The following is a 13,061-nucleotide window of genomic DNA, read 5'->3' as shown; positions in this document are numbered from 1 at the left end:
GTCCGTCTGTCAGTTGAGCAGGCTCCCTTGAAGCTCCGCACGAAGGTCGGGCGTCAGGACCGAACCCGCGCGGTCCACCAGAAGGGCCATCTCGTACCCAATGAGACCGATGTCCGCCTCGGGGTGAGCGAGAACCGCGAGCGAGGAACCGTCGGATACGGACATGATGAAGAGGAATCCCCGCTCCATCTCCACAACCGTCTGATTCACGCTGCCGCCCTCGAAGATCCGGGAGGCGCCTGCCGTCAGTGACGTCAGACCGGAGGCGACGGCCGCGAGCTGGTCGGCACGGTCGCGGGGAAAGCCTTCGGACATCGCCAGAAGGAGTCCGTCGGCGGAGACCACCACCGTGTGGGACACCCCCGGGGTGTTGTCCACGAAGTTGGTGATCAACCAGTTCAGGTTCTGTGCCGCCTGGCTCATCGGGCTCACACTAACGCTCCTGGTTGTAGGTGCTGTCAGAACCGAAGCCCTGACCGTTCGTTTCACTGCTTCCTGCGTTGCGTCCCCGCTGGACGCCCCGACGCAGGTTGCTCAACCTGCCTCGGACGTCCTCCGGGGCGCGGGAGACCTGAGGGCCTCCCTGAGGGGTGCTCTCGGCCGCGCCCTCGACCAGATTGGCCTTGGGCACCCGCCGCGGCAGGCCGGAGGAGGTGACCCCACCCGCCTTGGGCTTCTTCAGAGCGGAGGCCTGCTGCCAGCGCTCGTCGTTCGCCGAACGCCAGATGTCACCGCCGCCGGTGCTCTGAGAAGAGGTGGCCGACGCTTCCTGCTTCGCGGGGCCCGAGCCGTTCGCACCGCTTGCGGCGGAGCCGCGGCGGGGGAGACCGGCGTCGGTCAGTGCGTGGGAGGCGGAGGGGGTCGGTCCCGGACGGTCGAAGCCTACGCGGTTCTGCTCACCCGCGTCAGCGGTCGGCGCGGATTCCGCTTCCGGAGCGTACTGGTCCGGGTAGCCGTTCTGGTAACCGTTCGTGTGGCCGTTCTGCTGGGGCTGCTGGGGCCAGTCGTCCTGGTAGGACTGCTTCTCCTCGTACGGCTGGAAGCCCTCGGAGGCGGTGGCCGGGGACGCCGGCCGCTCCTCCTGGGCGGGCTCCGCATAGGCGGGGTCCGGGTAACCGCCGTTCGACGGGAAGCTGTCGCTCGACGAGAAGGCGTCGCTCGGCGGGAAGCCGTCGTTCTGCGGCAGACCGCCGTTGGTGGAGTAGGAGTCGGCCTGCGGCGCCCCGCCGTTCGGTGCGAAGTACTGATCGTCGTACGCCGGGCGCTGCTGCTCCTCGTACGCCGTCTGCTGGTCGAACGCCGAGGGTTGCTCGGCATAGCCGGTCGCGCTGTTGTCGTAGCCGTTGCGGGCGCCGTTCTGGGCGGGATCGTAGCCGTTCTGGCCCGCGTCGAAGGCCTGCTGCTGACGGGTCGAGTCGAAGCCCTCACCGAAGGCGGGCGTCTCGCCGGACTGCTGCTGTTGCTGCCCGGCCGGTTGACCCGGTTGACCCGGCTGATCCGGGCCCGACTGGGTCTCCAGGGCCGCACGGCGTTCCTCGCGCATCAGGGAGCGGCCCACCGGGTCCAGCTCGCGGATGTCGTCGGGGACCTCGTACTGGCTGTCGTCGAAGCCGAGTTCGGCGGCGGTGCGCATCGGCAGGCCCGTGTTGAAGTCCTCGCCGCCGGGGCGGAAGTTCTGCTCCGGGATGATCTGCGAGACGGTGAACTCGTCGCGGTCGGGCTGGTGCTCGCCGCCACCGCCACCGTGCGTGATCGCGTCGGGCAGCATGACCAGCGAGGTCGTGCCGGCCTGCTCACCCGAGGGACGCAGCTGGACGCGGATGCCGTGCCGGTCGGACAGCCGGCCGACCACGAACAGACCCATGCGCTGCGAGATCGCGGCGTCCACCGTCGGCGGGTTGGCCAGCTTGTGGTTGATGTCCGCGAAGTCCTCGGCGGTGAGGCCGATGCCCTTGTCGTGGATCTCGATCATCACGCGGCCGTCGGGAAGACGGGTCGCGGTGACCCGGACCTTGGTCTGCGGGGAGGAGAACGTCGTGGCGTTCTCCAGCAGCTCGGCGAGCAGGTGCACGAGGTCGGTGACGGCGCGGCCGTGGATCTCGGCCTCCGGGACGCCCGACAGCTCGATGCGCTCGTACTGCTCCACCTCGGAGGAGGCGGCGCGCAGCACGTCGACCAGCGGGACCGGCTGGTCCCAGCGGCGGCCGGGCTCCTCGCCGGCAAGGACCAGGAGGTTCTCGCCGTTGCGGCGCATACGGGTCGCGAGGTGGTCCAGGCGGAAGAGGTTCTCCAGCTGGTCCGGGTCGGCCTCGTTGTTCTCCAGGTCGGTGATCAGGGTCAGTTGGCCCTCGATCAGGGACTGGTTGCGGCGCGACAGGTTGGTGAAGATCGCGTTGATGTTGCCCCGCAGCAGGGCCTGCTCGGCGGCGAGCCGGACGGCCTCGCGGTGGACCTGGTCGAAGGCGCGGGCGACCTCGCCGATCTCGTCCGTGGTGGTGATCGGAATGGCCTGCACGCGGGTGTCGACCCGGCCGGGGTCGGTGCGGGAGAGCTGGTCGACCAGCATCGGAAGGCGCTGCTCGGCGATGCCGAAGGCGGCGTTGCGCAGCTGGCGCATCGCACGGCTCATCTGGCGGGCCACCGCGCCGGCGAGGATGAACGCCAGGAGCAGGGCGACGACGACTGCGGCACCGGTGATGATCGCGGAGGTCTTGGCGTCAGCGGCGATGTCCGAGGCCTCGGTCACGGCCCTGTCGGCCATGTCCGACTCGATCTGCCGGTAGGCGTCGTACTTCAGCGAGGTGACCGCCCACCAGTTCTCCTTGCTGATGCCCTTCTCGGCGAGCCCGGCGCGCTCGGCGCCCGAGGTCGTCTCCATCGTGGAGATGGCGGCGACCATCGTGGTCGGGTCGGACGGCGGCGGAACGTAGTCAGGGTTCTGCTGCTTCGCGGCGGCGGCCTGTGCGGCGCCGTCGCTCTTGATCTTCGCGGTGGCCTCGTCCAGCCTCTTCGCGTCGGCCGCGGTGCCGCCGCCGATGTACTCCTCGATGGCGATGCCCTCGAGGTAGGCGTAGGAGGAGAGGGAGACCTTCTGCTTGGCGAAGTCGCTGTCCTGCGGGCCCGGCTTGATCAGCAGGTGCATGCCGATCGAGCGCTCCAGGGACAGCGCGGCCTTGGTCAGCGAGATGGCGTAGACAGTACGGCCGTAGGAGGTGATGTTTCCGGTGCCCAGACCGAGTTCGTTGGAGAACTCCATCAGGGGGTGCGCGACCTGGGTGTAGCCCTCTTCGGTCTGCACGCCGTTGAGCTTGGAGGTGTAGGCGGCCGCGCGCAGCGCCGTCAGCCTGGTCTCCGCGGTGCGGAACAGCTGAAGGCGGCGCTCCAGACCGGCCTTGGCCGGCATTTTCTTCGCGGCCGCGTCGAAGGCGTCGGCCGCGGTGTTCGTGGCCTGACGGGCCGCGCTGACCGTCGCGTCGTTCTGCTTGCCCGCGAGGAGGGGCGCGGCCGAGATGTCGCGCTCCTTGTAGAGGGCGTCGCCGTAGCTCAGGGCGGCCCGCACCAGACGCGCGGTGTTCTCCGCGTCCTCGGCCTCCTGCCAGGTGTCGATCGAGCTCTTCACCTGGAAGCCGCCCATGACCAGGCCGACCACCACGGGTATGAGCAGAATCGCGTTCAGCCGGGTCGGCACCCGCCAGTTGCGCGGGGAGAGACGGCCGCCGCTCTTGGCGGGCGCGGCCGCCGGCTCCGAGCCGGGCGCAGGGGCGGTCGCCGCTCCGCGCGGCGGCGGGGTGAAGTTGCCCCGGGCCGCCGGCTCGGGACTTTTCTTGCTTCGCCTCACTCGACCAACAACCTCTCGGCGGTCGGCACCTTCGTCGTGCCGCAGTGTCTCAGAGCCCGGTCAGCCATCGACCATGAGTACGTCATTGACTATTGGGCAGTTCAGGCATTCCAGCACGACGACCAGTGCTCCTCCAAACATGGGAAAGAGTTGGTTCGACGTGATGTAAACCCCAGATAAAACGGTCAAAAAGAACGAGCCCCACCATAAGGCGGGGCCTTCGTGAGCACAGTGAGACCGAGTGACCGCGACGCGTGGCGGTACCACCCGATTCCTCTGCCGAAACGTTATGAACACCGGAGCCGACCGTGTCAAAGGCCACAGCCGGCTCCGAAGTGTCTACGACAACTGCCGTACGGCACCGGGTACTTGAAAGTTACCGCAGCCGTGCCATGAGTGCGTGCTCCACCAGCGTGATCAGCGCACTCTTGGCATCCGAGCGGTGCCGGGCGTCCGTCGTGATGATCGGGGTGTCCGGTCCGATCTGCAACGCCTCGCGCACCTCTTCGGGCTGGTAGGGCTGCTGGCCGTCGAAGCCGTTGAGGGCGACGACGAACGGCAGACCCGAGTTCTCGAAGTAGTCGACCGCGGGGAAGCAGTCGGCAAGGCGGCGCGTGTCCACCAGCACCACCGCGCCGATGGCGCCGCGCACCAGGTCGTCCCACATGAACCAGAAGCGGTCCTGGCCGGGGGTGCCGAACAGGTACAGGATCAGGTCCTGGTCGAGCGTGATACGGCCGAAGTCCATGGCCACCGTGGTGGTGGTCTTGTCCCCGGTGTGGGTGAGGTCGTCGATGCCCGCGCTCGCGGACGTCATGACGGCCTCCGTGCGCAGCGGGTTGATCTCGGAGACGGCGCCCACGAACGTGGTCTTGCCCACGCCGAAGCCGCCCGCCACCACGATCTTCGCGGAGGTGGTGGCCCGCCCCCCGTCAGAGCTTGCGAAGTCCACTGAGCACCCTTTCGAGCAGCGTCACGTCCGGAGCGCCGCCGTTGTTCTCGTCGCCGCCCGGCTGGTGGATGGCCACCAGTCCGGCCTCGGCGAGGTCCGCGACCAGGATCCGAGCCACCCCCAGCGGCATGGCCAGGAGAGCCGAGACCTCCGCGACCGACTTCACCTCGCGGCACAGATGGCAGATGCGCTGGTGCTCCGGGAGCAGCCCCATGAGCGCTGCCGGGTCGGCCGTGGTGCTGATCAGCGCCTCGATGGCGAGCTGATAGCGCGGCCGGGTCCGGCCACCGGTCATCGCATACGGACGCACCAGCGGCTGGTCGCCCTCATCCCCGTACGGCTCCGCGTACGGGTCATGATGGGCGGTGGGCGGGGTCATGGATCCTCCGGGCGGGACAGCATTCTCGGTCAGTCGTGCCGTCCGTCGAGGCCGGTGGGGGGATTGTGTCGGCCGGACGGTGATTTCGTGAGGCGGGTGGTACTCGGGCGGGTCAGTGGAGCAGACTGCCCTGAAGCTCGGCGCGCAGGTCGGGCGTGAGTACCGCGCCCGCCCGGTCGACAAGGAGCGCCATCTCGTAGCCCACGAGGCCGATGTCGCACTCGGGGTGAGCGAGCACCGCGAGGGACGAGCCGTCCGAGACGGACATGAGGAAGAGGAAGCCTCGCTCCATCTCCACGACGGTCTGCGCCACGCTGCCGCCCTCGAAGATCCGGGAGGCTCCGGCCGTCAGCGAGGTCAGCCCCGACGCGACGGCCGCCAACTGGTCGGCACGGTCGCGCGGAAAGCCCTCGGACATCGCGAGCAGGAGCCCGTCGGCGGACACCACGACGGTGTGGGACACCCCAGGGGTGTTGTCCACGAAGTTGGTGATCAACCAGTTCAGGTTCTGTGCCGCCTGGCTCATCTGACTCAACTAACGCTCCTGCTGGTGAGTGGGGTTCGGGAAGCTGCCGGTCTGGCCGTTGCCGACCTGACGACCCTGCGCGATGCCCCGACGGAGATTGGTCAGTCGGCCGCGTACGTCGTCAGGCGCACGCGAGACCTGCGGACCGGTTTGGTGCTGTTGCTGCTGAGCCGTACCCGGGACGAGGTTCGCCCGGGGCACCCGGCGCGGCAGACCGGAAGTGGTGACGCCGCCCGCGGCCGGCTGCCTGACGCGCTCGGCCTGCCGGACGAGTTCGTCGTTCGGCGAGGTGCGCCAGGAGGCACTGGCGGCAGCGGGACGCTGGGGAGCAGCCGGAGCCTGCGGCTGCTGGTGCTGCTGGGGGGCCCGCTCCGGCTCCGGTGCGGAACCGCCCGCCTGCTGACCGTGGAACCAGTTGGTCTCCAGCGTGTCGTACAGCGGCGTACGACCGTCCCCGGGACCGGCCGGCGGCAGGGCCTCCGGCTCCGGACGCCCGGCCGGACGCGGCGGGACCGCCGGCTGCTGCCCGGTGCCGTAGCCACCGGGCTGCGCGACGGGGAACTGGCCCGTGGACGAGGGGTCCTGGCGGCCGGGCAGCGAGTGCTGACCGGTCGAGGAGCCGTCGTAGCCGGGCATGGCGAACTGCCCGGTGGAGCCGTTGTCGTACGCCTGCGGTGCGAAGTGGTTCGGGGCCGCCTGGGCGTTCTGGCCGCCCGCGGCGCCGAAGACGTCGGACCGGGTGAAGCCGTTGGTGTCCTGCTGACCCGGACCCTGACCCTGGCCGCCTGCGCCGGGGCGCTCGAACTGGCCGGTGTCCTGTCGGCCGTTGGCACTCGGACGCTGGAACTGTCCGTTGTCCTGACGCCCGTTGAAGCCCGACTGGCCGTTGCCCACGGCCGGGAACTGGCCCGTGCTCTGCAGCCCGTTCGCCCCCGGACGACCGAAGTCGGCGGGACCCGCCGGACCCTGGCGCTCGTCCGGTCGCGGGATCACCGGTATCTCGGCGGTGGCCCCGGGACCCTGACGGTCGTCGATGCGGGGCATCCGCGACGTCTGGGCGACGTCCGGCTCCTCGTGACCGCGCGGGGCGTCCAGCGGGGTGCGCGGCACCGGCGGCTGGGCGTTCTCGTCGCCCCAGCTCGGCACGCGCGGCTGCGGGTTGCCGCCGGGCAGCTCGGCGCGCGGACCACCGCGCGGCGGCAGCTGCGGCTGACGGCCGCGGCCGCCCTGCTCGGCCTTGTTGCCCCGCTGCGGCGGACGTCCGCCACCGAACATGTCGGTGCCCTGCGTGCCCGTACCGGCCGCCTGCAGACCCTGCGGCGCGCCCGGCGCCTGGCCGCCGAAGCCGGCCGGAGCGGGCCGGCCCTGCTGGGGGGAGGCCGGAGGCTGCTGCGGGCCGCGCGGCGGCTGGCCGCCGGGACGGCCACCGCCGTCACGGCCGGGCAGCGCGGCCCGGGGACCCTGACCGGCGCCGAGCAGGCCGCCGCCGCCGGGGCCGGCGCCGAGGGCGCCGCCCTGCGAGCCGTTCTGGCGACGCGCGGCGGCGACTCCCGCCGCGGCCTGCGCGGCGGCGGGACCGCCCGCGGTGCCGCCCTGGCCGGGCTTGGGCTGAGGCTTCTTGCCGCCCTGCGCGACGTCCACCGGCAGCATGACCAGCGCGGTCGTACCACCGGAGTCGGACGGGCGCAGCTGGATGCGGATGCCGTGACGCTGGGACAGCCGGCCGACCACGAACAGACCCATGCGGCGGGAGACCGACACGTCCACGGTGGGCGGCGAGGCGAGCCGCTCGTTGATCGCGGCGAGGTCCTCGGGGGACAGGCCGATGCCGGTGTCGTGGATCTCGATCAGGACGCGGCCGTCGGGCAGCGCGTGACCGGTGACCTTGACCTTGGTCTGCGGCGAGGAGAACGAGGTGGCGTTCTCCAGCAGCTCGGCGAGGAGGTGCACGAGGTCGTTGACGACCCGGCCGGCCACTTCGGTGGTCGGCACGGAGGACAGCTCGATGCGCTCGTACTGCTCCACCTCGGACGCGGCGGCACGCAGGACGTCGACCAGCGGGACCGGGCGGGTCCAGCGGCGGCCGGGCTCCTCACCCGCGAGGACGAGGAGGTTCTCACCGTTACGGCGCATGCGGGTCGCGAGGTGGTCGAGCTTGAAGAGCGAGGACAGCTGGTCCGGGTCGGCCTCGCGGGACTCCAGTTCGGAGATGAGCGAGAGCTGACGCTGGATGAGGCCCTGGGAGCGGCGCGAGAGGTTGGTGAACATCGCGTTGACGTTGCCCCGCAGCAGGGCCTGCTCGGCGGCGAGGCGGACCGCCTCGCGGTGCACGTCGTCGAAGGCCGCGGCCACCTGGCCGATCTCGTCCCGGGAGTGCACACCGACCGACTCCACGGACGTGTCGACGTCCTGCGGGTCGGACTCGGACAGCTGCTTGACCAGCTCGGGCAGGCGGTCCTGGGCGACCTTGGTGGCGGTCTCCTGCAGACGGCGCAGCGAGCGGATCATGGACCGGGCGACGACGAACGCGCCGACCAGCGACACACCGAGCACCAGCAGGATGAGCGCACCGGAGATGATCGCTTCGCGCTCCGACGCGGCGCGCAGCTCACGCGCCTTCTGCTCCATGTCCTCGAGCAGCGTGTGCTCGATGTTGTTCATCTGCGTGATCTTGGTCGTGCTGTCGTCGATCCAGTCCTGGTAGGACCGCTTGTCCAGCGACTGCAGACCGGTGGCGGAGCTGAGCGCCCGGGTGGCGTAGGTGTCCGCCTCCTCGATGACCGGGTTGCCCTGCTCGATGGGCTTCAGCAGCTCCTCGGCGCCGTCGTCGCCGTAGATGCTGCGGAAACTCGAGAGTTCGGAGTCCTGGTTCTCGAGCGCGGCCTCGGCGTACTGCCGGTCGTTCTCCTTGAGGTCGCCGCTGACGGTGTTGCCCACGGGCAGTGCCGCCGCGAGCACGGCGCGCTGGACGGAGGCGTACTCCTTGGCGGAGGAGAAGGCGGCCAGTGCACGCGTGCGCTGGATCATCTCCGGGTTGTTCGTGGCCTGCGCCATGTCCTGCGACAGGTCGAGCAGGCCGGTGATGAGGCGGTGGTAGGCCTCGACCGTCTGGGTGGAGTTGCCCCTGTCCGCGTAGGCCGTGCTGCGGATCTTGGCGAGGTTGTTCAGGTCGCTCAGGAGACCCACGAGGGTGTCGCGGACACCCTGGAGGTTGCCGTCCGTGGTGGCGCCGTCGATCTCCTCCGAGGCGTCCTGGAAGGCGACGAGGGCCTTGTCGGTCTTGTCCCGGTAGCCCTTGACGCCGAAGTCCGTCGCCTTGGCGCCGTGCGCCAGCGGGCCCGCGGAGCGGTCGCGCTCGTTCTGGAGCTGCACGGCCAGTTCCGTGGCCTGCTTGGTCATGTCCGTCAGCAGCTTCATGTTGTCGAGCTGCTGGATGTCGTCCATCGACTGGTTGATGCGGATGGCGCCCAGCGTGGTGGCCGCGACCACGGGGAGCGTCAGCAGCGCCACCAGACGCGTGGAGATACGCCAGTTGCGCAGCGCGACGCGCGAGCCGCTGCCGGGCGTGCCGGCCGCCGGCTTGACGGTCGGAGTCGGAGGAGGAGAACTCGGCGACGCGGACGCGCCGGGGCGCCCGGGGCGCTCACCGCCGTCGCCGGACGGGGCCGGGCCCGGGTTCTGGGCGTGCTGGGGCGAGGAGCCGACTGCCATCGGGCCAGTCCCGCCGTGCGGCTCCGGCTCGGCCGAAGCGCTGCCATCCCTCTTGAAACGTCCCTGCACTAGCGTCGCAACCTCTGGACCAGGCGCCCCTCCGCGTGAACGGAAGGACGGTGTCGGCGTGTTGAGGGGCGTCCTGAATTACGCCCCCCGATGGTCGTGAGTGACCGGCGCTCGCTCCCCCTGTCTCGCCGCCACCGGGCGCGCTGGGCGCCCCATGTGCGCCGGCTCGAACCCGCGGCGGTCCGAGGAATTCCAGCACAGTGCAGGATCTCCAACAAGGCCCGTTGGCCAGGCTGTGACATCCGTGACACCACGTAAGGGTCAAGTTACGGGATGTAGAAGGTGATCCCCCGTAAGGCGGACATAAGCGGGCGAAGCGAGGGCGTCCAGAGGGTGTCCCAGTCGCCATGATCAGGAGCGGAATGAGCGCTTCAGGTGTGCAATGTCCGTTTCATAGTGGTCACTTGAGGGCCTTAATTGACCGTTTTGCCCGCCAAGTCGTGAGCAAACTCACACGCCGATCATGCGACCTTCACGCGTTCCACGGGAATCGCGTGTTTAGCCTGACGCTTTACAGGGATGGCAAATCCGACAAGCTGCGCTTGTGCGGGGGCCCTTGACGGCTTCCCCCGGCGCCCCGAGACGACAGGGTTACGTACAACAGTGAAGACGACGACGATGTTCCACAAGATCGCCAACCCGCGGCGCACGACGCTGGCGCACCTCAAGGACGCCGACGAACTGCAGCTCCCGGAGCAGCGGGAGCACTCCGTCGAGCTGCCTGCCCAGACTGCCAACCCCAAGCGCACCATCCTCATGGAGGCCCCGGTCGCGGTCTCCGTCGCGGAGTAGATCTTCACGGACCTTCGTGGATCTTCATGTCTTCACGCGGAGATACGGGCGCCGACCGCGGAATGCTCAAGGCGGCGGCCCGCGGATGTCAAGGGCGTCCCCGGCCGGGGACGCCCTTCCGCGTTAGCCTGGACCGTCACACTCCAGCCAGCTCAGTCAAGGGGCCAACCAACCCGTGCGCATCGCCAGGTTCTCCATCGACGGGAACGTCGCCTTCGGCGCGGTCGAGGGCGACAAGCCGGACGAGCTCGTCCTCGACATCATCAAGGGCATCCCGTTCGTGGACTTCGAGCTCTCCGGCACCAAGGTGCCGCTGAGCAAGGTCCGACTGCTCCCGCCCGTGCTTCCCAACAAGGTCGTGGCCTTCGGCCGCAACTACGCCGAGCACGCGCGCGAGCTGGGCAACGAGGTGCCCGACGCCCCCTTCGCCTTCTTCAAGCCGTCCACCTCGGTGATCGGCCCCGGCGACGACATCCAGTACCCGTCCTTCTCCGCGGACGTCCACCACGAGGCCGAGCTCGCCGTGGTCATCGGCCGGCTGTGCCGCGAGGTCCCGCGTGAACGCGTCAAGGACGTGATCTTCGGCTACACCTGCGCGAACGACATCACCGCCCGCGACGTCCAAAAGCGCGAGAAGCAGTGGGCCCGGGCCAAGGGCTTCGACACCTCCTGCCCGCTCGGCCCCTGGGTGGAGACCGGCCTGGACCTCGAGACCGCGAGCGACCTCACCGTCCAGCTCACGGTCAACGGACAGCAGCGGCAGCTCGGCCGCACCAGCGAGATGATCCACTCGATCGAGGATCTGATCGTCAACATCACCGAGGCCATGACGCTGCTCCCCGGCGACGTGATCCTCACGGGCACCCCGGCAGGGGTCGGCCCCCTGGCTGTCGGCGACGAGGTCGCCGTCACCATCGAAGGCATCGGCACTCTCACCAACAAGGTTGTCAAGCGTGGCTAGCGCACCCGGCTCTCCCGTACGCGTCCGTTTCTGCCCCTCGCCCACCGGTAACCCCCACGTGGGCCTGGTCCGCACTGCCCTGTTCAACTGGGCGTTCGCCAAGCACCACCAGGGCACCCTGGTCTTCCGCATCGAGGACACCGACGCGGCCCGCGACTCCGAGGAGTCGTACAACCAGCTGCTCGACTCGATGCGCTGGCTGGGCTTCGACTGGGACGAGGGCCCGGAGGTCGGCGGCCCGCACGCGCCGTACCGCCAGTCGCAGCGCATGGACCTCTACAAGGACGTCGCCGAGAAGCTCCTCGCCGCCGGCCACGCCTACCGCTGCTACTGCTCCCAGGAGGAGCTGGACACCCGCCGGGAGGCCGCCCGCGCCGCCGGCAAGCCGTCCGGCTACGACGGCCACTGCCGCGACCTCACCGAGGCGCAGGTGGCGGAGTACCAGGCCCAGGGCCGCACCCCGATCGTCCGCTTCCGCATGCCCGGCGAGACGATCACCTTCACCGACCTGGTCCGCGGCGAACTGACGTTCACCCCGGAGAACGTGCCCGACTACGGCATCGTCCGCGCGAACGGCGCCCCGCTGTACACGCTGGTCAACCCGGTCGACGACGCGCTGATGGAGATCACGCACGTCCTGCGCGGCGAGGACCTGCTGTCCTCCACCCCCCGCCAGATCGCCCTCTACAAGGCGCTGACCGAGCTGGGCATCGCGAAGTCCGTGCCCGCCTTCGGCCACCTGCCGTACGTGATGGGCGAGGGCAACAAGAAGCTCTCCAAGCGGGACCCGGAGTCGTCCCTCAACCTCTACCGGGAGCGCGGCTTCCTCCCCGAGGGCCTGCTCAACTACCTCTCGCTGCTCGGCTGGTCCCTCTCGGCCGACCAGGACATCTTCACGACGGACGAGATGATCGCCGCCTTCGAGATCGCGGACGTCAACCCCAACCCGGCGCGCTTCGACCTGAAGAAGTGCGAGGCGATCAACGCCGACCACATCCGCCTGCTCGACGTGAAGGACTTCACGGAGCGCTGCGCCCCCTGGCTGAGGGCCCCCTTCGCGCCGTGGGCACCGGAGGACTTCGACGAGACAAAGTGGCAGGCGATCGCCCCGCACGCCCAGACCCGCCTGAAGGTCCTCTCGGAGATCACCGACAACGTCGACTTCCTGTTCCTCCCGGAGCCGGTCGAGGACGAGGCGAGCTGGACGAAGGCGATGAAGGAGGGCAGCGACGCGCTGCTCACGACGGCCCGCGAGAAGCTGGAGTCGGCCGACTGGACCTCCGCCGAGTCCCTCAAGGAGGCCGTGCTGGCCGCCGGCGAGGCCCACGGCCTCAAGCTCGGCAAGGCCCAGGCCCCCGTCCGGGTGGCCGTCACCGGCCGCACGGTCGGCCTCCCCCTCTTCGAGTCCCTGGAAGTCCTGGGCAAGGAGAAGACCCTGGCCCGCATCGACGCGGCCCTGGCGAAGCTGGCGGCGTAACGCCCACGCGTGAGTGAGGGGCGGCACCCGGTCGACTCGGGTGCCGCCCCTCACTCGTTCGCCTCAGACGGCGTCGTTCTCGTCGATCAGGTAGGCGAACTCGTCGAAGATCTCCAGCACGACGACGACCATGACGGCCCCCGCGACCACGTACTCCACCATCACGCCGGGGGCCACATACGCCTTGCGCAGGTGTTCGTCGGGACCGAGTTGCGCGGTCGACACCTTGCGGTAGGGATCCCGGGCCAGTATCCGCACAGCCTTGTCCAACTGGGTGCGACGCTCTCCGGGCAGACCGTCGTAGGCCGCCTGGGCCTCGACGGTGAACTGGACTCGGTACTCGCTCATACCGTCAG

At 69.8% G+C, this 13,061-nt stretch carries 10 protein-coding genes; 3 read left to right on the top strand and 7 right to left on the bottom strand.

All coding sequences use genetic code 11. The annotated features are described in order from the left end of the window. Positions 1-9: 9 nt before the first annotated feature. The 6 genes from ACIBTS_RS10600 to ACIBTS_RS10575 all read right to left on the bottom strand — a co-directional run bounded on the left by ACIBTS_RS10600 (position 10) and on the right by ACIBTS_RS10575 (position 9,475). Positions 10-423 carry a roadblock/LC7 domain-containing protein gene (locus tag ACIBTS_RS10600; protein ID WP_037781109.1) on the bottom strand — a complete coding sequence of 138 codons (414 nt, stop codon included), beginning with the start codon at positions 421-423 and terminating at the stop codon, positions 10-12. Positions 424-433: 10 nt separating this feature from the next. Then, the gene (locus ACIBTS_RS10595) at positions 434-3,838 is read right to left on the bottom strand and encodes a nitrate- and nitrite sensing domain-containing protein (RefSeq protein WP_399318228.1); all 3,405 of its coding nucleotides are present in this window, start codon (positions 3,836-3,838) and stop codon (positions 434-436) included. Positions 3,839-4,214: 376 nt separating this feature from the next. After that, positions 4,215-4,790, bottom strand: coding sequence for an ATP/GTP-binding protein (locus tag ACIBTS_RS10590; protein ID WP_030793795.1), 576 nt, complete (start codon positions 4,788-4,790; stop codon positions 4,215-4,217). Beyond that, entirely contained in the window at positions 4,771-5,169 is a 399-nt protein-coding gene (locus ACIBTS_RS10585) for a DUF742 domain-containing protein (protein WP_009190816.1), read from the bottom strand. The genes ACIBTS_RS10590 and ACIBTS_RS10585 overlap by 20 nt, the downstream gene beginning before the upstream one ends. 112 nt (positions 5,170-5,281) lie before the next feature. Continuing rightward, positions 5,282-5,695, bottom strand: coding sequence for a roadblock/LC7 domain-containing protein (locus ACIBTS_RS10580; RefSeq protein WP_003993189.1), 414 nt, complete (start codon positions 5,693-5,695; stop codon positions 5,282-5,284). Between the two features lie 9 nt (positions 5,696-5,704). After that, positions 5,705-9,475 carry a nitrate- and nitrite sensing domain-containing protein gene (locus ACIBTS_RS10575; RefSeq protein ID WP_399318226.1) on the bottom strand — a complete coding sequence of 1,257 codons (3,771 nt, stop codon included), beginning with the start codon at positions 9,473-9,475 and terminating at the stop codon, positions 5,705-5,707. A 603-nt stretch (positions 9,476-10,078) separates the two neighbouring features. On the opposite strand from ACIBTS_RS10575, the gene ACIBTS_RS10570 reads away from it, so the two are divergent. From ACIBTS_RS10570 to gltX, 3 genes are all read left to right on the top strand, one after another. Continuing rightward, positions 10,079-10,267, top strand: coding sequence for a hypothetical protein (locus tag ACIBTS_RS10570; protein WP_399318224.1), 189 nt, complete (start codon positions 10,079-10,081; stop codon positions 10,265-10,267). A gap of 175 nt (positions 10,268-10,442) precedes the next feature. Then, on the top strand, positions 10,443-11,228 hold the full coding sequence (locus ACIBTS_RS10565) for a fumarylacetoacetate hydrolase family protein (RefSeq protein ID WP_079659277.1): 786 nt from the start codon (positions 10,443-10,445) through the stop codon (positions 11,226-11,228). Continuing rightward, positions 11,221-12,705, top strand: coding sequence for a glutamate--tRNA ligase (gltX, locus tag ACIBTS_RS10560; RefSeq protein ID WP_399318222.1), 1,485 nt, complete (start codon positions 11,221-11,223; stop codon positions 12,703-12,705). Before ACIBTS_RS10565 ends, gltX begins: the two co-directional genes overlap by 8 nt. A 63-nt stretch (positions 12,706-12,768) precedes the next feature. Here gltX and ACIBTS_RS10555 read toward each other — a convergent pair whose 3' ends face one another. Beyond that, entirely contained in the window at positions 12,769-13,053 is a 285-nt protein-coding gene (locus ACIBTS_RS10555; RefSeq protein WP_399318220.1) for a hypothetical protein, read from the bottom strand. Positions 13,054-13,061: the final 8 nt, after the last annotated feature.

Origin of the sequence: Streptomyces sp. NPDC050121 (assembly GCF_044460385.1) — a bacterium.
GTDB classification, from domain to species: Bacteria; Actinomycetota; Actinomycetes; order Streptomycetales; family Streptomycetaceae; genus Streptomyces; species Streptomyces soliscabiei.
This window is presented reverse-complemented; position numbering and strand designations above follow the sequence as displayed.

Bases quoted from the DNA above. Each gene is read 5' to 3' on its own strand.
- ACIBTS_RS10580 (WP_003993189.1), bottom strand. From the start codon at position 5,695: ATGAGCCAGGCGGCACAGAACCTGAACTGGTTGATCACCAACTTCGTG.
- ACIBTS_RS10585 (WP_009190816.1), bottom strand. From the start codon at position 5,169: ATGACCCCGCCCACCGCCCATCATGACCCGTACGCGGAGCCGTACGGG.
- ACIBTS_RS10555 (WP_399318220.1), bottom strand. From the start codon at position 13,053: ATGAGCGAGTACCGAGTCCAGTTCACCGTCGAGGCCCAGGCGGCCTAC.
- ACIBTS_RS10600 (WP_037781109.1), bottom strand. From the start codon at position 423: ATGAGCCAGGCGGCACAGAACCTGAACTGGTTGATCACCAACTTCGTG.